Here is a 19,947-nt window from a genome sequence, read left to right as displayed (position 1 = left end):
TACGGGACCTCGAGCCCCCGCCGGTGTCGACTCAGAGCGCGATGCACATCCCGCCGGAGCCGTAACCCTGATGCACTCGTGCCACCGTCATCGCCGACCGCACGCCGTTCTGCTTGGTGTAGAGGTATCTGTCGCCGATCCGCCGTGGAATCCACCTGATCGTGGCCTGTCCGCCCGAGGGCTCCGCGCTACCGATGAGCCGCGGCGTATAGCCCTTCCTGCCCTCCCAGAACGTCACAGTCCCGCGTGAGTTCACCAAACCCGTCAGCCAATACGTGCATCCGGTCCCGTAGACGACCGACGAGAACGGCACTCCCGGATCCGGGGCCTGCACTGGTTCGGCCGACGCCGCGCCCTGCGCGGACAATGCGCCGAGGAGCACGCCGACTGCAACGACGACGGTCGCGACCGTCCGGCCCGGGAAGCGTTCCACGACGATCCTCCGCTTCGTCAGCGCTTCAGGCACATCGACTCCCTCCCGTGTGTACTGGCATTCCCGTGTGGTCCGACACCGACGCGCCTGTGCCATCCGGTTGGTCATTGCGCATCATCCGCGCGCGGAGCCAGAACGTCGACGACCTCCTCGAGCGCCTCGCGCACAGCGGCGATCGGCGGCGATCCGCGGCCGAGCGCCCCGAGAACGGCGCCGTCCTCGACCGCGATCAGATTCGCGATGTGTTCGGGCCGTGCAGCTCTCCCCGACCTGTCGAGCACCACGAGATGCGTGGCGGCGAGAGTCGCCTGCCGCGCAGCCACGACGTCGTAGAGCCGCGGATATCTCGGGGTGAGCGCGATCATCTCGTATCGAGCAGCCAGTTCGTCCCTCGGCGTGCCCTCGCCGACGAAGACCTCGGCGAGGATCTCGGCGGTCGCATGCCCTGCTCGACGACGTCGCGCAACGGCTTCGCCACGATCGACGATGGCCTGCTCATCGGCCCGAGAGACGAACCCCGCAGCCTCGGCCATGAGATCTTCGAGTGAGCCGAAGTAGTAGGTCGTCGACGCCAGTGGCAATTGGGCGCGGTCGGCGACCGCTCGGTGACGCACGGCGTCGAAGCCACCTTCCAGCAACAACTCTCCGGCAGCCGCAATCAGACGCGACCGCCGACGCTCTCCCTTGGGAGTGGTCGCCGCCGTCATGGCCCCCATGCTGCCAAGCGACACCGATACGCGGTTGGCTTTCGCAAATCTCGGCCTCGCGATCCGCACTCGGGCGCCGTCACCGCAACCCCGAGCTCCTATACCCCCTGGGGTATAGTCGAGTGCGCACCTTCCATCAGCCCGAGGAGAGTCACATGGTCGGCGACGACGAGGCCATCACCGTCGTACTGAACAGATTGCGCCGCGCCCACGGTCAGCTCGCGGGCGTGATCTCGATGATCGAGCAGGGTCGCGACTGCAAGGACGTGGTCACCCAACTGGCCGCGGTCTCGCGTGCACTCGACCGCGCCGGCTTCAAGATCGTCGCCACGGGCCTGCGCGAATGCCTCTCCGGCGACGAGCCGACCACCGAACCGATGACCGAGGAACAACTCGAGAAGCTGTTTCTCGCGTTGGCCTGACGCCACGGCGCCTGCACACCGACCCGCCAGAGACAGGAACCATCATGCAACTCGGCTATTCCACCACCCTCACCACCGACTTCGACGACGCCGTCGCGCGCACCCGCGCGGCTCTGTCCGAGCAGGGGTTCGGAGTCCTCACCGAGATCGACGTGGCCGCGACCTTGAAGAAGAAGCTCGACGAGGACATCGAGCCGTACCTGATTCTCGGCGCATGTAATCCGACGCTCGCCCACCGAGCGCTCGGCGTCGACCGCCAGATCGGCCTGCTGCTGCCGTGCAACGTGGTCGTCCGCGCGAACCGCGAGGTCAGCGGTGAGGTGGTCGTCGAAGCGATGAACCCCGACATCATGGTCGCCGTGACCGACGCACCGGGACTCCCCGACGTCGCAGCCGAGGCGTCGACCAGGCTGAAGGCCGCGATCGCTGCGATCTGACCGGTGCCCACTATCCTGTGAACTCGATGAGCACCGATCACCCCCTCTCCGACGCAACCGCACAGGCTGACACGGACTCCGACGCATCGGCGGCGCAGCCGACCCGTCGGACCCTTCTGGCGTCCGCACTCGGTGTCGGGTCGATAGGCGCCCTGTCCGCATTCTCGCTGTCGGCATGTTCACGATCGGATGCGGTAGCCGTGGAGGAGCGCCGGGCAGCTCCCCGGTCCGCCGACGACGAGCTGCCCGTCGAGACATCCCCTGCCCCGATCCCCGAGGGACCGAAACTTCTGACGGGGAGCTTCGTGTCGGCCAAAATGGGCGGCCGGCCGACACGGTGGGCGGTTGCGCGTCCGTCGGGCGTGACGGGCACGCTCCCCGTCGTGGTGGTCCTCCACGCCCTGAACACCAACGAGCAGTCGATCTTCACCAGCAAGCTCAGCATCCAGACCGTGTTGCAGGATCACGTCGACGCGGGTAACGCGCCTTTCGCCATCGCGGCGGTCGACGGAGCCCGCAACTATTGGCATGCACGTGCTGATGGAACAGACGGCGGCGCAATGGTTCTCGACGAGTTCATCCCGATGCTGGCGAGCAATCGTGAGCTCGATCTGTCCACCGAACGGCTCGGCCTGTTCGGGTGGTCGATGGGCGGGTACGGCGCGCTGCGCCTCGGGGCACTGCTCGGAGCACCACGCGTGGCCGCAATCGCCGTGAGTTCGCCCGCACTGTGGGCGGATCCGCGCAATTACCCGGCTCGCGCCTTCGACAGTTTCGAGGACTACCAACGCAATTCGCTGTTCGGGCAGCAGCGCGCCTTCGACAAGATCCCGCTGCTGATCACCATCGGGTCGAGCGATCAGTTCTACACCTACACCCGCCAGTGGGCGGCGGGACTACATCCGCCCGCGGCGTTCGGTACGGCTGCGGGCGGGCACACCAACCGCTACTGGCGCAGCGTACTTCCCGACCAGGTCGCGTTCCTCGGTCGCGAACTGGCACGCTGAGTCCTCCCCCAGTGGTCAGATGCTGATCTCTCCGTCGAGAGCGGCCTTGCCGATGTCGGAGCGGTGATGTGAGCCGGGCAGTTTGATCGCATCGATCCGCTCGTATGCCTGCACTCGCGCCTCGGCGAGGTCGGCACCGACACCGAGAACCCCGAGCACACGACCACCCGACGACACGACCTGACCGTCTGAGCCAAGGGCCGTTCCCGCGTGCAGCACGCCCTCGCCGCCCGCACCGGTGATGACATCGCCCGTGCGAGGCTTGCCCGGGTAGTTCTCCGCCGCGATCACCACGACGACAGCGGCGCCGTCGGCCCATTCCAGCGGAGGGAGGTCGGCGAGGGTTCCGGTTGCCGTCGCGTTGAGTGCTTGCCCGAGCGGCGATCTCAACAGTGCGAGTACCGCCTGCGTCTCCGGATCGCCGAAGCGACAATTGAATTCGACGACGGCAGGCCCGTCCTTGCCGATCGCGAGTCCGGCGTAGAGCAGTCCGGAAAAGGGGGTACCGCGTCGAACCAGCTCGGCGGCAACAGGTTTCACCACATCGTCGACGATCTGCCGCGTGACGTCGTCTGGCAGCCACGGCAGCGGGGCGTACGCGCCCATGCCGCCGGTGTTGGGGCCGGCGTCGTTGTCGCCCACACGCTTGTGATCCTGGGCTGGGATGAGCGGTACGACGGTCTCGCCATCGACAAGACAGAACAGCGACACCTCTGGGCCGTCGAGAAAACTCTCGAGCAGCACGGGATGGCCCATCTCGAGACACTCGGCGGCGTGACTGCGCGCGGCAGCACGATCGGTGGTGACCACAACGCCCTTGCCCGCGGCCAGGCCGTCGTCCTTGACGACCCAGGTCGGCCCGAAGCGATCGAGCGCGGCGTCGAGTCTGGCCGGGTTGTCGACGACCTCGCTGCGCGCGGTGCGCACGCCCGCTGCGGCCATGACGTCTTTGGCGAAGGCTTTCGATCCCTCGATCTGCGCGGCCTGCGCACCCGGGCCGAACGTCGCGAATCCCGCCTCACGTAGCGCATCGGCGACGCCGAGGACCAGGGGCACCTCGGGACCGATGACCACGAGATCGGCAGCGATCTCCCTCGCCAACGCGACAACAGCGTCGGCCGATGCGACGTCGACCGCGTGAGTGGTGGCGATCGCCGCTGTGCCCGCGTTACCAGGCGCGACATGCAGATCGGTGACCGACGGGTCGCGGGACAAGCCGAGGAGAAGGGCGTGTTCACGGCCGCCCGAGCCGATGACTAGTACGCGCACGCCCATGACTCTAGTGGGTGGATACCGCGGCGAGCAGCACAGGTTGCGCAGGTCCTAGACCGCGGCGTCGACCCCCATCTCCAGCAGCACGCGCGCCCGCCGCGGCACGCGGAACACCTCGTCGACGATCACGACGAACACCGGCGCCAGCGTGACCACCACGATGGCCGCGGTCAGCGACACCCCGCGAAAGCCATCCACACCCCGGCGACGAGAAGGACGACGGCTCCCACCGCGCACAACATCGAGGTCGGGTCAAACTTGACGAGATAGTCGTACATGCCGATCACGGACAGGCAGTAGATTCCCAGCGGTACCGCGACACAGGCGACGACCGCCCCGGCGCTGATGGTCGCCTCGTGTTCGGTCCACAACGCAGCAACCTCGAGTCCTGCCCCGGTCGCCGCGGCCGCCATGAAGATGACCGTGTGTCCGTATCCCCACTGGAAGCACTTGGCCTTGTTGGTGTGCAGGGCGTCGCCGACGGGAACCGTGAAGTAGATCCACCACATCGCAAAGGTCATGACCATGGCAGAGAGACCGAACACCGCCGACGACGTCGTCCAGCCCTCTTCCTCGACGACGGCTTGCAGGACGGCCACGGTTCCGACCACGCCTTCGCCGAGGGTGACGATCGTCAGCAGCGAATACCGCTCGGCGATGTGGTGCGGATGCCACGGCGTGGGTTCCATCTTGTTCTCGGCGATCCACGGACCGAGCATCTCGACGAACGCACACACCAGGATCGCGACGATGGTCGGCCACAGCGCAAGGTCGACAATCGCGACGATCACCCACATGACCTGGGCGATGAAGATCATCAACGCATAGGTCAGACACGTCCTGCGGTACTTTCTGCTCTGCGAAGCGGCTCGCAGCCACTGGGTCAGCAACCCCAGTCGCATCACCACGTATCCGGTCACCAGCACGCGGATGTCGACGTGCTCGTTGTGCTCGATCGACGAGAACACAGGCGCGACGCCCAACGCCAGGATCGCAACGCCGACCATCTGTACCAACACCATGACGCGGAAGAACCAGTCATCGGTGTCGAATGCCGACGAGAACCAGCTGAAGTTGATCCACGCCCAGATCGCCGCGAAGGTACACAGCACATATCCGAAGACGGCTGTACGCCAATGCCCTTCAGCCAGGTAGTGGGCGACCTGGGTCCCGGAGACCGAGAAGTCCACCACGAAGACGAGGTCGAAGAACAATTCCAGGTTGGTCGCCGCGCGTTGCTCCTCGTGCGGGTCGCGGCCCGTCATCCGGCTCAACCGATGTCCGATCGTCACTGCCACGGTGAAGAACCTTAACGTCACCGGACGCCGATGGCAGTTCGCACAACTGACACTGGACCGATCCCAATCTGCGGTTGTCGATCGACGTCTGTGTTACCGCTGAGCTGTCAGGTCGTACACGGAGACTCCGTCAACCGTCGTCGCGGTGAAGTTCTGCTCAACCCACTGTGTGATCTGACTCGACGGCCTGGTGCTGTCAGAACCTCCGCCAGGGAAACCACCACCGCCGATGAAGTAGTGGATCTTCTTGTCCTCCACGAGTTTCTGGAACTGCGCAAGCGTCGGCGACGGATCCGTTCCGTTGAATCCGCCGATCGGCATCACCGAGTGCCCGGATTCGAGTTGGTAGCCCGAGGCCGTGTTCGACCCGACCGCCGCGGCCACCCAGGTGAAGTTCTCGGCATCGGCGTTCACCATCGCCAACATCTGCGCGCTGGGCTTGGAACCGTTGAGTAGTCCGCCCCCGGGGCCTCCTATCCCGCCACGCGCAGATCGCGAGCCCGTACCGTTCTGGGATTGCCCGGGCTGCCACATCTGCCCCTGCTGGCCCGGCTGCCCGGGTTGTTGGCCCACCTGACCCGGCTGACCGGGTTGCTGGGCCGCCTGACCAGGCTGGCCGGGACCGCCCGCCATGGGAGACATACCGCGAGCCCCGCCGAAGCCTGCGCGACCCATGCGCATTCCGCCGCCCGGGCCGAACCCGCCCTCGACGCGGGGTCCCGCACTGATGATCGATCCCTGCTTGGCCGTCGAGATCGTGTCGACGGTGTAGGCGAACGGACCTGCCAGCGCCGCGATCACCGACATCGTGATGGCGAGCGCACCGATGTAGGCGCGCTGCGCGAACAGCATGGCGGCCCCGCCCACGATCCCGAGGAACAACACCACATAGCGCAGCCACGGCACGAAGTCCGACGACCTCGCGAGCAGTGCGAACCCCCAGATCGCGGCGATCCACACAGCTGCGGCCAGCGCACACCGCACCCAGACGTTCTCTCGCGCACGCCAGGCGACTGCGGCCCCGCCCGCGAGGACTGCTGCGACGGCCGGGGCGAGCGCCGCCGTGTAGTAACTGTGGAAGATCCCAGCCATGAAGCTGAAAACACCCATCGTGACCAGCAGCCACAGTCCCCATACCACGAGGTATGCACGACGGGTGTCGGTACGCCTTGCGCGACCGATGATGATCAGCGCGGCGATGCCGAGCAGCAGTGCGGATGGGATGAGCCAGGCGATCTGGCCGCCCTGCTCGGGTTGGAACATACGCAGCACACCGGGTTGTCCCCACATGCCGCCGCGCCCACCCGGGCCACCGGGGCCACCGCCGCCTGCCATCTCGGCTCCCATACCACCCGGCCCGAATGCACCGCCGCCGTAGCTGCTGCCGCGTCCCATTCCTGGTCCGACACTTCCGGTCTCGTTGCCGCTGAGGCGTCCGAAGCCGTTGTAGCCCAGCGTCAATTCCATCACGGAGTTGTGCTGTGAGCCGCCGATCCAGGGACGGGATGACACCGGCCAGAGCGCGACGGCAAGCAGCCACCACCCCGCGCTGATGATCATCGCGCCGAGCGCGGCGAAGCAGTATGCGAGGCGTCGACCCCAGCCACCCGGCCCGAACGCGAAGTAGGTGATCGCGAGGCCGGGCACGATCAGCATCACCTGCAACTGCTTGGTGAGGAAGCCGAAGCCGACAAACACTCCGACGAGGATCATCCACCGAAGCCGTCCTGTCTCAACGGCTTTGAGGCAAGCCCAGACCGCGGCGATCATCAACAGGATGAGCAGTGCCTCCGGGTTGTTGAACCGGAACATCATCGCCGCGACGGGGGTCAGCGCCAGCGTCGCGCCTGCGAGGATTCCCGCCCAATGTCCGAAGTACTTGCGTGTCATCGAGTAGAGGAGCGCCACCGCCGCAACGCCCATCAGCGCGTTGGGTACGAGGATCGCCCACGAGTTGAGCCCGAAGAGCCGCACCGAGAGCGCCGGAATCCACAGCGACGCAGGCGGTTTGTCGACGGTGATCGAGTTCGCCATGTCCGACGACCCGAAGAACCATGCCTTCCACGATTGCGAGCCGGCCTGGATGGCGGCGGAGTAGAACGAATTGGCCCAGCCGTTGGCCGAGAGATTCACGAGGTTGATGATCGTCGTCACGATCAGCAGCGCGCCCAGCGACAGTCGCTGCCACAGGCGGGCGCGGGCCGGTGTCGACGCCTGGTCGTCGACGCGGGTTCGGCCCCGGGAATCCGGGGCCGTCGCCGATGCAGTTGTGGTGGTTGTCATCGTCTCGATTCTGGTTCGGTCGTACTCGTGGGTGTGGGCTGATCTGTCGTGTGTTGCGGTGTCACTCCGGGGCCTGCGCTGTGCGCCGGAGATGCGCGCGGAACACCCAGCGCAGACCGACGAACCGGGTTGTCGTGGCCACGAGGTTTGCGATGATCAACACCAGCAACTCGATGTGCTTGGACGCCCCTGGGGCCAGCGAGTGCAATCCCGCCAACGCGCCCGCGGTGACCGCCCAACCGAACAGGAAGACGCCGAACCCGAACAGTTGGTGTTTGAGTGCGTCCTCACGGCCCTGCACCCCGAAGCTGAACTTGCGGTTGGCCGCGGTGTTGAGGACCGCGGTCACCGCCAGGGCGACAAAGTTGGACACCTGCGAGCCGAGCATCGAATGCAGGAGCAGATAAAGCACCGCGTACGCGGCGGTCGACGCGACGCCGACGACGCAGAACCGGACGAGCTGGCCGACCATACCGTGCGGCACACCCGCGATGTCGGGACCTGCGGCCCGCGCACGACCGACCGTCGAGCGCAGTTCTGTGATCGGTACGCGGCCACGGGCAAGCGCGTAGCCGACGCGTGCGCACCCCTTGAGATCGTCGACGGCCGTGGAGACGATGTCGACGGTGCTGTTCGGGTCGTCGACCCAGTCGACCGGGACCTCGGCGATGCGCAGGCCGATGCGCTCACCGAGTACCAGCAATTCGGTGTCGAAGAACCATCCGGTGTCCTCGACGTACGGCAGGACCTGACGCGCGATGTCGGTGCGCATGGCCTTGAACCCGCACTGAGCGTCGGAGAACTTGGCGCGCATCGTCGTACGGAGGATGAGATTGTATGAGCGCGAGATGAATTCACGTTTCGGTCCGCGCACCACCCGTGAGCCGCGGGAGAGTCGTGAACCGATCGCGATGTCGGAGTGACCTGATTCGAGCGGCGCGATGAGCGGCATCAGTGCGTTGAGATCGGTGGACAGGTCGACGTCGCAGTAGGCGACGATGCGCGCGTCGCTGCGCGTCCACACCGCCTTGAGTGCCCGACCACGCCCCTTCTGGTCGAGATGTGCGACACGGATGCCGCCGAGTTCGCCTGCGAGTTCTGCGGCGATGGCGACGGTGTTGTCGACACTGGCGTTGTCGGCGACGGTGATGCGAGCGGAGAACGGGACGTGCGCGCGAAGGTGGTCGTGCAACCGCCGCAAGCACCGTGCGATGTCGGCCTCTTCGTTGTAGACCGGCACCACGATGTCGAGTACCGGAGCGTCGGGTGAGGTGTCGGCGACGATCGTCACGGGTGCCGCGGCCTGCGGGAGGGCTTCTGTCGTCATGGGTACTAGATTCGGCGGGCAAACTTCATCCACTCTGCGTCAACCCTGCCAGCTTGCTGTGAACGTCTGGCCTGGTGAAAGGCTGTCGTCGGTATGCGCCACTAGATTGGCGGACATGACGAGTACATCCGTAGCACTCTCCGACGACGACCAGGCGGTCGCCGACGCGGTGATCACGAGCATCGCGGGCGATGGCGCCCGCCTGCGTGAGGACCAGCTCCGTGCGGTGGCGGGTTTGCTGGGACCGGCGGCCAGGGTGCCCGGCGCCGGGAGCGGAGCGAGCGGGCCGAATCAACCCGGCGCCGGGAGCGGAGCGAGCGGGCCTCGCGTTCTGGTGGTGCAGGCGACGGGGTGGGGAAAGTCGGCGGTGTATTGGACGGCGACGGCGATCCTGCGGTCGCATCGACGCGGTCCGACGCTGATCGTGTCGCCACTGTTGTCCCTCATGCGTGATCAGGTGTCCGCAGCTCAGCGGGCGGGCTTGCGCGCAGCGACGCTCAACTCGTCGAACGTCGATGACTGGTCGGAGATCGAGGCATCATTGCGGTCGGGCGACCTCGACGTTCTGCTCGTCTCGCCGGAACGTCTCGCCAATCCGGGATTTGGCAGGCGAGTACTCGACGCGTTGTCGGGCGAGTTGGGACTGCTCGTCATCGACGAGGCTCACGCGATCTCCGACTGGGGCCATGACTTCCGCCCCGACTACCGTCGAGTGTCCGACGTCCTGCAGTCACTCAATCCCCAGACGCCTGTTCTGGCGACCACCGCCACGGCCAACAGTCGGGTCACCGACGACGTCGCGGCGCAGCTGAGCGGGGGCGGCCAGCAATCGGAGACGCTGGTACTGCGCGGTCCGCTTGCACGAAGGTCGTTGCACCTGAACGTCATCGATGGGTTGTCACCGATCGACCGATACGGGTGGGTCGCACAGCACCTTCCCGAGCTTCCCGGCTCGGGGATCGTGTACGTGCTCACCGTCGCCGACGCCGAGCGGCTCGTCGACGCCATCCGTGCGGTCCACGGTGACTCGATCGCTGTCGAGGCGTACACCGGGCAGCTCGACGCCGATCGTCGTCACCACCTCGAAGACGCGCTGCTACGCAACGAGGTCAAAGCTCTCGTCGCCACCTCGGCGCTCGGAATGGGTTACGACAAACCAGATCTCGGGTTCGTGGTGCACGTCGGATCGCCGCCGTCACCGGTGTCGTACTACCAGCAGGTCGGGCGTGCCGGGCGCGCGCTCGACGACGCCGTCGTGATGTTGCTGGCGTCGGCCACCGACAGTTCGGTGTGGGAGTACTTCGCGACCGCCACCATCCCCGATCCCGCGAAGATGGACTCGGTACTCTCCGCGCTGCGCACCGCCGGCGAACCGATGTCGGTGCCATCCCTGGAGGCCGCGACCGGTCAGCGGCGCGGACGGATCGAGCTGATGCTCAAACAGCTTGCGGTCGACGGTGCCACTGAACGCGGCCCCGACGGCTGGTCGGCGACGGGTGTGCCGTGGACGTTCGACGCCGCACACTACGACGGGGTGGTCGGGGTCCGGCGCCGGGAGGCCGACATCATGCGCAGCTACATCGCGGGCCGCCGGTGTCTCATGCAGTTGCTCACCGAATCGCTCGACGATCCGCAGGCTGCGCCGTGCGGGCGCTGCTCGGTGTGCACCGGTGCTCTGACCCCGCCGCTGACCGCCGACGTCGATCCCGCGATCGTGCGGACGATCACCGGCAACCTTCGACGCTCCGCCCAGATTCTCGAACCACGCAAGATGTGGCCCGGCGGCGAGTTCGGACGTCGCGGACGCATCGCCGCCGATCTCGCGGCCGAACCCGGCAGGGTTCTGGCGCATGCGGATGCTCCCGAGTGGGCTGAGCTGCTGACGGCAGCCCGCAACAACGACCGGCAGGCGCTCGCCGACCTGGGCGATGCTGCGGTGGCAACGCTGTCGGCGTGGGTACGGCAGTCGGGGCTGCGGCCCGACATCATCATGTCGCTGCGGCTGACCGGCAGCACCCTTGCCGACCAGCTGGCTGAACATCTGCGGGTCGTCGGAAAACGGCCAGGCGGCCATCTGCCTGTGCGGCAAGGTGATCCGCCCGACCGGGACGCGCCGGGCGGCGTCGAGGCCGCATACTGGCGCGATCATCTGGGTGAGCCGCCTGCCGAAGCAGCAGGGCAGAATGTGTTGCTCGTCGTCGACGAGTCGCGGTCAGGATGGGCGATCACCCTGGCCGCCGCGACACTGCGCGAGGCAGGGGCCACCGCCGTCATGCCGCTGCTGATCCACCGGAGCGTCTGATCCGCCCATAACGCGAAGTATGTGGGCGAGTGTGCCGACAGCTACTGCTGTGGCGCGCAAATACACGTGTTCCTGACAGATGCGCGGAGAACTTCACTCGCGCCTGTCGACGACACGTGTATCTGCAATGCACAGGGTCGATGCCGCTTGTGGATAACCGAATTCGACGCTCCGAAAGTGTCGTAGGAGATCGCTACAATTGGCTGCAGGGCACCTGTGTGTGATCGAATCATGTTGCCGGGCAGTGTGTTTCGCTGACATTTCTTACTCCGATCCCTTGACTCGAACACCCGTTCTGCACATAATGGACATATGCCCCCGCTCCCCGCCCTCCTTGAGCAACTCCGCGAGATTCGCCTCGACGAAGACGCCTCCGGCCGCGAGATCTACGATGCGACAAAGACATTGATGACGATGCGCAATGTCATCGACTTCCTGATATCGACGCATGCTGCAGCGATGGACAGACTCAAGGTCGCGGGCCCAGGTGGCAAGACGCGCGTTCTGCTCATGGAGATGGGCGCGGCGCCTGCAACCGCCACCCGCTGGTTGCAAATCGGCATGGCGATGGCAACGTTGGAGCGACTGCCCGGTTACGTTGAAGACGGCGTGTTCTCCAGCGAGCACACGTCGGCGATGGTGTCCGGACTCGCCCACATCGAGAAGCGCTCTGCGGAACGGCTTTCGAATGACGAGCGACTCGACCACGAACGCGCACTCATCGCACAGGGTTTGTCGGGAGCCACACCTCGAGAGATCGCGGTGGTCGCACGCGGTCGAGCGAACGAGCACGTGCGAGAGAATGGTGGCATCCCGGCAGCCGAAGACCGCACCATCAACACTCTCTCGATCACACAGAACAGTGAGGGGCGCACCGAGATTCGTGGCGACGTGGATGTGGTGATCGCCGAAAAGCTGAACACCGCACTCGATTCACTCTCAGCCGAACGCACCGAACCCGACGGCTCACCCGACAGACGTTCGGTCGGACAGCGACGCACCGAAGCCCTCGAGCAGATCCTCGACCTCGCCGCAGCGATCGACACACCCTTCGTCACCGCACCCCGAACCAACCTCGCACTGCTCGTCCACGCCGACACCCCAGAACCGGCCCGCCTGCCCTGGGTAGGACCGATCACCGAACTGACCGCTCGAGCACTCGGATGCGACGCCTCACTCACCGAGGTCGTCATCAACGGCGAGACAGTGCCGCTCGAGATGGGCCACACCAAACGACTGTTCCCACACCACCTACGCAAGGCCATCGTCATCCGTGACGAATGCTGCGTGAAGTGCGGAGGCCCCGCCTCGTGGTCTCACGTGCACCACATCCACCATTGGATCGACGGCGGCGCAACCGATCTCGACAACGGCTGCCTACTCTGCCCCTCCTGCCACGCACACATCCACGCCAGCGACTGGGACGTCGTGATGGGCCACGACCGCCACCCTTGGCTCATCCCACCCGCCAGCGTCGACCCCCACCGCACACCACTACCCGCCTACAACCGACGAACCATGCGACTCGACGACGTCGCCGCCTGAACCCGCCGCCGGGCAGCACACAGCGACCTCCGCCGCCTCACCTCATCGACCCTCACCCACTTGTCCGGCGTGCACGTCGGAGCCGGACACACGACCCTTGAGAACTCCATACATCGCCTCGGATGCAGCGACACGACGGCACGCCTCAGCACGAGCGAGACCTTCAGGTCGACCCGCACTGACACGTGTGCGCTGTCACGCATCCACCGGCCTCGAGTCCACGACCCTGCAAACTTGCAGAGCATCACGTGACGAGCGTCGTCGAGGAGATGCGTGCTGGGTCAGCCAGGGCGACTCGTGTTCTATCACGGGCCGATCGGTGCAGTTGTGGGCGGATCAGTCGGCGACGTACTCCCCGTACCCGGTCGCTCGCAATGCGGCGCGGATCTTCTCGGCGTCGGCGTCGAGTTCCTCGGGGGTGATGTCTTTGCGGGCATTGCTGAGGTCGAACGTCTCCATGCTCTTGGCCGGGAAGACGTGGAGGTGCACGTGCGGGATCTCGAGGCCCGCGATGAGCAGACCCATCCGCGGTGCGTCGAATGCCGCCTTGACGGCCCTGCCCACCTGCTGCGCGACGTCGGCGAGATGGGTGAACGACGCCGTGTCCATCTGCTCCCAGTGATCGACCTCTTTACGCGGTACGACCAGAACATGGCCTTCGGTCACCGGTTCGATGGTGAGGAATGCGACGGCCTGCCCGTCTTTCCACACGAAACGACCGGGTAGTTCTCCGTTGATGATCTTGGTGAATACCGATGCCATGGAGACAGTCTAGGTCTGATCGACGCCGGCCCCGACGTGTTGGCTGCGATCTTGTCGGTGCGGCGTGACATTCTTTTCCTGTGAGTCGTCGAGAGTTCACCGACGCCGCGCCCGCGACGCAGTCTGCACCCTCGGCTGCAGAGTCGTTCGGGGCCCGGCCGATCGGTTCCGCAGAGGTGGTGGCACGCGCCCAACGCTTCCCCCGGTTGCGGTACATGGGCTCCAAGTACCGGCTGCTGCCCCATCTCGAGCGCACATTCGCCGAGATCGGCGGGACCACCGCCGTCGACGCGTTCTCGGGCTCCGGAGTGGTCTCGTATCTCCTCAAGGCGCAAGGGTTTTCCGTCGCGAGCAACGACTTTCTGAACTTCCCGCACATCATCGCCCGTGCGACGGTGGCCAACTCCTCGGTGCGCCTCGAGTCCGATCTGATCGACGAGATCTGCGGCCCCCCTGCCGACGACCGCGATTTCATCCGTTCCACCTTCGACGGCCTCTACTTCGACGCCGCCGACCGCGCCTTCCTCGACTCGGCGTGGTCGCACATCGCCCGGCTGCGCGGATACCGACGCGACCTCGCCATCTCGGCACTCGTGCTGTCTGCTGCCCGCAAACAGCCGCGTGGTGTCTTCACGTTCACCGACGCCACCCGCTATGCCGACGGCAGGCGCGACCTACGCATGTCGCTGCGCGACCACTTCAGACTGCGCGCGGCGTCTGAATACAACTCGACGGTCTTCAGTAACGGGTCCAAGCATCGCAGCACGTGTGGCGACATCTTCGACCTCGACGTCACACCACTGTTCGACGCCGCGCCCGACCTCGTCTACCTCGACCCCCCGTACGCACCGCCCACCGACGACAACGACTACATCAAGCGCTACCACTTCCTCGAGGGCCTGTCGGTCTACTGGGAGGGTATGACCATCATGGAGAACACCAAGACCAAGAAGCTACCGAAGCGGTTCACGCCGTTCGCCTACAAGCGGACCATCGACGACGCACTGGTGCGCACGTTCGAGCACTTCGAGGATGCGGGCGCGATCGTACTGTCGTACTCGTCGAACGCACTACCCGGCGCCGACCGCATCGTCGATCTCCTGGGCAAGGTGAAACCATCGGTGGAGGTCATCGCCATCGACCACAAGTACAGCTTCGGCACGCACGCTGCCGCCACCCGGCGCGACGTGAGCGAGTACCTCTTCATCGGACGAGATTGAGCGACGACCTCTCGATGAGCGACGCACCCGACTTCGACGAGTACCTTGACTCGCTGGGCCAACTGACCCCTCACGTCGATCCCACTGTGGCCACCGAGGAATCGGCCCGGATCGTCGACGCCGTTGCGTCGCTCGGCGAGATGCTCGACACCGACCTCACCGGCTTGGCCGTGTGGGCACGGGAACACCCCGACGAGGACAGCATCCTGCGGCTCTCGGTCGGGCTGTCACAGGAGAAGTTGAACAACCTCCTGCGCCATCGGTTCGGCACGTCGTCGTGGCGCAAACTCGCGCGAACGCAGCCAGTCGCGCTGGTCACGTGGATGGACGAGGAGTTCGACGTCGTTCGGGCATTGCACGCGCAGCTGAACCGCACCTACACGTTCGCCGACATCCTCGTTGCCCGCTCGGGTACCCGGCAGACCGCCACGCGAGCGGGGGCATCTGGTCGTCGAATCGAAGACGAGATCGAGGCCATTGCCGAGCAGCTCGGCTTGACCTACACGGTTCGGGGACGCTTCGTGGGCCGTAACGGTCGCGATGCACCCGCCGACCTCATCGTCGGCGATCCTCACGCCCCCGATATCGTCGTCGCCGCAAAGGGTTTCGACTCCACCGGATCCAAACTGACCGACGCGGTGCGGGAGATCGAGGAGATGGCGGAGGTGCGTCTGCCGAGACAGCTGGTGCTCGCAGTGATCGACGGGATCGGGTGGAAGTCACGTCAGGCAGATCTGCGCCGAATCCATCAGCTGTGGGTCAATCGTCAGATCGACGGCATGTACACGCTGGGTACCCTCGACCACTTCCGCGACGACGTCACCGAGTTCGCTCGGCTGCGTCGACTCGTATGACGCCCAGTCGACGCCCGACAGCGCACGGTCGACCTCTGCAGCGCCCCGCAGTTTCGGCTCAGGACGCGAGTCGGGGTAGCCGCACCCAGAAGCGCGCGCCCTCGCCGGGCGTCGACTCGACGCCGACCGTCCCACCGTGCGCGTCGACGAGCGCCGACACGATCGACAAACCGAGTCCGCTCCCGCCGCCCTCGCCTCGATAGCGCGAGCTGTCGCCGCGGTAGAACCGCTCGAAGACGTGATCGAGGTCGGCGGGTTCGAGGCCCTTCCCCGTGTCGGCGACGGTGATCACCACGTCGTCGTGGCTGCCGACGGCGTCACCGCTGTCGACGTCGACACCGACAGTGATCGACGCATCATCGGGGGTGTGCACCACCGCGTTGTTCACCAGATTGCGGATGACCTGCATCAGTCGTGCGGAATCGCCCAGTACGATCGGCGGCTCGTCGGAATCGCCGTACTGTAGCCGAATACTCCGCTCCGGGGCCGCGACACGGGCGGCCTGCACGGCGTCGGCGGCCAGCGACAGGACATCGACCGGCTCGGAGTTGAGGGGACGGTGGGCGTCGAGGCGCGCGAGAGTCAGCAGATCCTCGACGAGCAGCGCCATTCGGCCTGCCTCGTCGTCGATACGTCGGAGGGCATCCCCGGTGTCGGGTAGCGCTCCGCTGCGCGACAGTTCGGCGAATCCCTTGATCGACGTCAGCGGGGTGCGCAGTTCGTGCGACGCGTCGGCGATGAAGCGTCGCATCTTCTCTTCCGACGCCCTCGCCTGCTGTTCGGAGGCCGCAGTGGTGGCGAACGCATGCTGGATCTGCCCCAGCATGGTGTTCAGCGACGACGAGAGACTGCCGACCTCGGTGTTGGGCGCGGCTGCCGGCACCCGCATGTTGAGATTCCCGGCGGCGATCGCGTGCGCCGTCTCCTCGACTCGGCGCAGCGGCCGCAATGACGAGCGAACGAGCAGGTAGCTGAGCACACCGATCACCAGAACGATAGCGGCGCCGATACCGAACTCCAGCCACTGCAGACGCGAGATGGTCTTGTTCACGTCGGTCAGCGGAATCGCGACCACGGCCTGCCCCTCTGGGCTCGATCGTTTGATCACACGCCACTGCGGGCCGTCGCCGTCCGCCGAGTTCACGGTGAGCGGACCGTAGTCACCCGATGGCAGAGCGGAGATCGCGGGCTGGTCGTCGAAGTCATTGCTGGAGATCACCGTCCCGTCGAACAACGTGCTCTGCACGAAGTACGGCGACGGCGGCCTGCGCGGTCCAGGCGGAGGGCCCGGCGACTCGCTGATCCGCATCTTGGGCTTCGCCCAGGTGTCGACGGCGGTGACCAGGCCGGCATCTGTGCGCGACATCAGATCACTCTTCATCGCCGACGTCACCGCGACCCCGGACACCAACAGCCCGACGGCCACGAGGAGAACCGTCAGCGCCACCAACGAAACGCGTAGCGGCACTCCGCGCTTGGCCCTGGCAACCGCAGAACCCGCCACCGGTTCGGACTTCTGGGCAGTGACGGCTCCGGCGGCGCCGGACTGCGCCCCGACGGCAACCATCAGGTGCGTGGCTCTCGCATCACGTATCCGACGCCGCGAAGGGTGTGGATGAGCGGCTTCTCGCCGAAGTCGAGCTTGCGACGCAAATACGACACATACGATTCGACGACGTTGACCTCTCCCCCGAAGTCGTAGTTCCAGACGTGATCGAGGATGCGGGGTTTGGACAACACAGTGCCCGCATTCACCATGAAATACCGGAGCAGGGTGAACTCGGTCGGCGACAGCGAGACGAGCTTGCCCGCCTTCCACACCTCGTGGGTCTCGTCGTCGAGTTCGATGTCGGCGAAGGTGACCCGCGACGCCTCTTTTGCCTGTGCGTCGAATCCGCTGCGACGCAACAACACCTGTAGGCGGGCGACGACCTCTTCGAGGCTGAACGGTTTGGTGACGTAGTCGTCGCCGCCGATGGTCAAGCCGTTGATCTTGTCCTCGACGGTGTCGCGGGCCGACAGGAACAATGCGGGCGCATCGATGCCGTCGGCACGCAGCCGACGCAGCAGCCCGAATCCGTCCATCCCCGGCATCATCACGTCGAGGATCAGGACGTCGGGTTTGTATGTGCGGCACCTGTCGATGGCCTCGGGGCCGCCCGCCGCCACCTCGACGTCGTAACCCTGGAATTTCAACGACACCGAGAGCAACTCACGGATGTTGGTCTCGTCGTCGACGACGAGTACCCGCGGCCCGGCTCCGGCACCCTTGCTGATCAACTGACTTGTTCCCTGACCCATCTCGTTCACAGATACACTTTCTCCCCCCAGCCTGCCACCAGACTGGAGAACAGCTGGCAGCTCCCTGTGAGCGATGACCTGCACGTTCGGTGTGCGGTCGGCAGCTTTCAGCGAGGCGCACCACGCATGAACGGCGCAGGAAAGGCCGGCCGCGGAGTCACGTCGCCCAGCCAGGCGGCGAGTTCGTCTGCACGTGACGAGAGAGCTTTCGTCGCGGCGCGCGGAAGTCGCTCGAAGGGATGGATCTGCACCGATCCGTCGTCGCAACGCGACCAGCCCCCGACGATCCGGCCGTCCCACCACGCGGTTTGCCCGCCGTTGCCGTTCGAATCGAAGACGTGCGCGCCGTGCTCACGGAGATAGAAGCCGCGCTGCTTGTGACCCATCGTCGTCGGGTCGAGTTCGGGAAGCAGGACCGCCTGGGGTTCGACGTCACCGTCCTGCTCGACGTCATCGGCGTGTACGTAGCCCACCGACCCGTCAGCCAGGTCCACCTCGACGACGTCGAGGTGAGTAAGTGCCGTTCGTACAGCGGTTTTGGTACTTCCGAGCCACCAGACGAGGTCGGTCTCGGTACCCGGCCCGAAGGCGCGCAGCCACCTGCCGATCATGTGCGCGTGCCCGGTCTCGACGTCCGGTGGATCGAGCGGTTCGCCGAGCCACCGCTGCATCGCCACCCAGAGCGGCTTGGACCGGTGCCACGCCGCAGCATTGGGGCCCCGCACGATCTCACCCGCTGCGCTCATCATGCTGAGCAGTCGGGGTGCCATGGAAATGGTTCCGCCCCAAGACCTCCCGACACCGACCGTGACCTTGCCCGCCAGTTCGGGCACCTCGTCGCGCAATTGCGTCGTACTGCGCGGGGTCCCATCGGACAGGAGAGCGGCAACCGCCTGCGCGGCCGCGTCGATCCACCCGTCCGGATCAGGAAACTCTTTGCTACGTCGTAGGTCCCGGAGCATGTTGGTCCGCTCGGAGGCTGCGACGCGCGGCCCGACTGCACCGACGGCGTCGCGCAACGTCGGCCGCGGCATCACGAACATGGTGCGCCGCATGGCAAGTTGGCGGACCAGACTGCGGTCGTCGTAGAGCGCGCGGTCCATGTCAACGGGCACAAAGCCGGGCACGCGTGCCCAGGTCGACAGATACACCGTCGAGGGGGTGGTCGCGTGCAGTCCCACCATGGCGTCGGCCGCGTCGAGCGGTGATCCCGCGTGCGCCCCGTCGATCAGCCGATGGCGCATCATCAGTCGCGCGCGGCGCTGATCGTCGGTGATGCGCGGTCGCGCCGAAGCGTTCATCTGACGGACATCACGTCGCCGGTGCGGCAATCGCCTCGATCTCGACAACTTGCTGGTCGTAGGGCAACACCGTCACCCCAGCCATCATCGCCGGCGGAACGGATTCGCCGAGTTCTGCCACGATGGCCTCCCACGCCACCGCGAGATCTGCCTGCAGGTGCTCGGCCACGTACACGGTCAGCTTGACCAGGTCGGACACGGTTGCGCCCTGCTCGGCGAGAAGTGCTCTCAGGTTCTCGAGGCAACGTCGGGTCTGGCCGACCACGTCGTCGGCGGCGACGATCGCTCCCTGTGTGTCGAGTGGCGCGATGCCCGCGGTGAACAGCAGCGGCCCCGCCGTGACGGTCGCGCTGTAGGGAAACCCGCCGTCGTGCAGCACCGACGAGCCGTTGAGCGTGATTCGGGTCATGAACCGATCGTATGCGTCGCCGCACACGCGCAGCTACCTCATCTGTGTGTAGCCACCTTCGGCACTG

The 19,947-nt window shown here is 66.0% G+C and carries 17 protein-coding genes and 1 pseudogene; 7 read left to right on the top strand and 11 right to left on the bottom strand.

Features of this window, described 5'->3' with window-relative positions; genetic code table 11:
• Positions 1 to 31: 31 nt before the first annotated feature.
• Complete coding sequence (locus GOACH_RS06320) at positions 32 to 466, bottom strand: hypothetical protein (RefSeq protein ID WP_373279072.1); 435 nt, start codon at positions 464 to 466, stop codon at positions 32 to 34.
• Between the two features lie 71 nt (positions 467 to 537).
• Positions 538 to 1,149, bottom strand: coding sequence for a TetR/AcrR family transcriptional regulator (locus GOACH_RS06315; protein WP_040517810.1), 612 nt, complete (start codon positions 1,147 to 1,149; stop codon positions 538 to 540).
• Positions 1,150 to 1,295: 146 nt separating this feature from the next.
• Between GOACH_RS06315 and GOACH_RS06310 the strand changes: the two genes are divergently transcribed.
• The 3 genes from GOACH_RS06310 to GOACH_RS06300 are packed head-to-tail and all read left to right on the top strand — an operon-like array spanning position 1,296 to position 3,006.
• Positions 1,296 to 1,562, top strand: a complete 267-nt coding sequence (locus GOACH_RS06310; RefSeq protein WP_005172264.1) for a metal-sensitive transcriptional regulator — start codon at positions 1,296 to 1,298, stop codon at positions 1,560 to 1,562.
• Positions 1,563 to 1,606: 44 nt separating this feature from the next.
• Positions 1,607 to 1,999 (top strand): DUF302 domain-containing protein, encoded by a 393-nt coding sequence (locus GOACH_RS06305; protein WP_005172261.1) that lies wholly within the window; start codon positions 1,607 to 1,609, stop codon positions 1,997 to 1,999.
• A gap of 26 nt (positions 2,000 to 2,025) precedes the next feature.
• The gene (locus GOACH_RS06300; protein ID WP_005172259.1) at positions 2,026 to 3,006 is read left to right on the top strand and encodes an alpha/beta hydrolase; all 981 of its coding nucleotides are present in this window, start codon (positions 2,026 to 2,028) and stop codon (positions 3,004 to 3,006) included.
• Positions 3,007 to 3,021: 15 nt separating this feature from the next.
• On the opposite strand, the gene purD is transcribed toward GOACH_RS06300, so the two are convergent.
• The 4 genes and pseudogenes from purD to GOACH_RS06280 all read right to left on the bottom strand — a co-directional run bounded on the left by purD (position 3,022) and on the right by GOACH_RS06280 (position 9,186).
• Positions 3,022 to 4,275, bottom strand: coding sequence for a phosphoribosylamine--glycine ligase (purD, locus tag GOACH_RS06295; RefSeq protein WP_174320807.1), 1,254 nt, complete (start codon positions 4,273 to 4,275; stop codon positions 3,022 to 3,024).
• 54 nt (positions 4,276 to 4,329) lie between these two features.
• Positions 4,330 to 5,543: pseudogene (locus GOACH_RS06290) on the bottom strand (low temperature requirement protein A).
• Between the two features lie 126 nt (positions 5,544 to 5,669).
• Positions 5,670 to 7,859: an ArnT family glycosyltransferase gene (locus GOACH_RS06285; protein WP_005172250.1), complete on the bottom strand. Its 2,190-nt coding sequence runs from the start codon at positions 7,857 to 7,859 to the stop codon at positions 5,670 to 5,672.
• 61 nt (positions 7,860 to 7,920) lie between these two features.
• Positions 7,921 to 9,186, bottom strand: a complete 1,266-nt coding sequence (locus GOACH_RS06280) for a bifunctional glycosyltransferase family 2/GtrA family protein (RefSeq protein ID WP_005172247.1) — start codon at positions 9,184 to 9,186, stop codon at positions 7,921 to 7,923.
• A gap of 115 nt (positions 9,187 to 9,301) precedes the next feature.
• On the opposite strand from GOACH_RS06280, the gene GOACH_RS06275 reads away from it, so the two are divergent.
• Both GOACH_RS06275 and GOACH_RS06270 read left to right on the top strand, forming a co-directional pair.
• Positions 9,302 to 11,488: a RecQ family ATP-dependent DNA helicase gene (locus tag GOACH_RS06275; protein WP_005172245.1), complete on the top strand. Its 2,187-nt coding sequence runs from the start codon at positions 9,302 to 9,304 to the stop codon at positions 11,486 to 11,488.
• A gap of 312 nt (positions 11,489 to 11,800) precedes the next feature.
• The gene (locus GOACH_RS06270) at positions 11,801 to 13,033 is read left to right on the top strand and encodes an HNH endonuclease (protein ID WP_005172243.1); all 1,233 of its coding nucleotides are present in this window, start codon (positions 11,801 to 11,803) and stop codon (positions 13,031 to 13,033) included.
• A 336-nt stretch (positions 13,034 to 13,369) separates the two neighbouring features.
• On the opposite strand, the gene GOACH_RS06265 is transcribed toward GOACH_RS06270, so the two are convergent.
• Complete coding sequence (locus GOACH_RS06265; RefSeq protein ID WP_005172241.1) at positions 13,370 to 13,795, bottom strand: HIT family protein; 426 nt, start codon at positions 13,793 to 13,795, stop codon at positions 13,370 to 13,372.
• 80 nt (positions 13,796 to 13,875) lie between these two features.
• On the opposite strand from GOACH_RS06265, the gene GOACH_RS06260 reads away from it, so the two are divergent.
• Both GOACH_RS06260 and GOACH_RS06255 read left to right on the top strand, forming a co-directional pair.
• Positions 13,876 to 15,015: a DNA adenine methylase gene (locus GOACH_RS06260; RefSeq protein WP_005172240.1), complete on the top strand. Its 1,140-nt coding sequence runs from the start codon at positions 13,876 to 13,878 to the stop codon at positions 15,013 to 15,015.
• Between the two features lie 14 nt (positions 15,016 to 15,029).
• Positions 15,030 to 15,869 (top strand): hypothetical protein, encoded by an 840-nt coding sequence (locus GOACH_RS06255; protein ID WP_005172238.1) that lies wholly within the window; start codon positions 15,030 to 15,032, stop codon positions 15,867 to 15,869.
• A 58-nt stretch (positions 15,870 to 15,927) separates the two neighbouring features.
• Here the strand turns inward: GOACH_RS06255 and GOACH_RS06250 are convergent, their stop codons facing one another.
• From GOACH_RS06250 to GOACH_RS06235, 4 genes are all read right to left on the bottom strand, one after another.
• A complete protein-coding gene (locus GOACH_RS06250; RefSeq protein ID WP_005172237.1) occupies positions 15,928 to 17,436 on the bottom strand; it encodes a sensor histidine kinase in 1,509 nt (502 codons plus the stop codon).
• Entirely contained in the window at positions 17,436 to 18,170 is a 735-nt protein-coding gene (locus tag GOACH_RS06245) for a response regulator transcription factor (protein WP_052003923.1), read from the bottom strand. Before GOACH_RS06245 ends, GOACH_RS06250 begins: the two co-directional genes overlap by 1 nt.
• A gap of 107 nt (positions 18,171 to 18,277) precedes the next feature.
• Positions 18,278 to 19,471 carry a winged helix DNA-binding domain-containing protein gene (locus GOACH_RS06240; protein ID WP_005172231.1) on the bottom strand — a complete coding sequence of 398 codons (1,194 nt, stop codon included), beginning with the start codon at positions 19,469 to 19,471 and terminating at the stop codon, positions 18,278 to 18,280.
• A gap of 10 nt (positions 19,472 to 19,481) precedes the next feature.
• Positions 19,482 to 19,880, bottom strand: coding sequence for a RidA family protein (locus GOACH_RS06235; RefSeq protein ID WP_040517947.1), 399 nt, complete (start codon positions 19,878 to 19,880; stop codon positions 19,482 to 19,484).
• Between the last annotated feature and the right edge of the window lie 67 nt (positions 19,881 to 19,947).

It is taken from the genome of Gordonia aichiensis NBRC 108223 (assembly GCF_000332975.1).
In the GTDB taxonomy this organism is placed as follows: Bacteria; Actinomycetota; Actinomycetes; order Mycobacteriales; family Mycobacteriaceae; genus Gordonia; species Gordonia aichiensis.
Note: the sequence above shows the minus strand (reverse complement) of the source record. Positions and strands in the feature narration are given on the sequence as shown.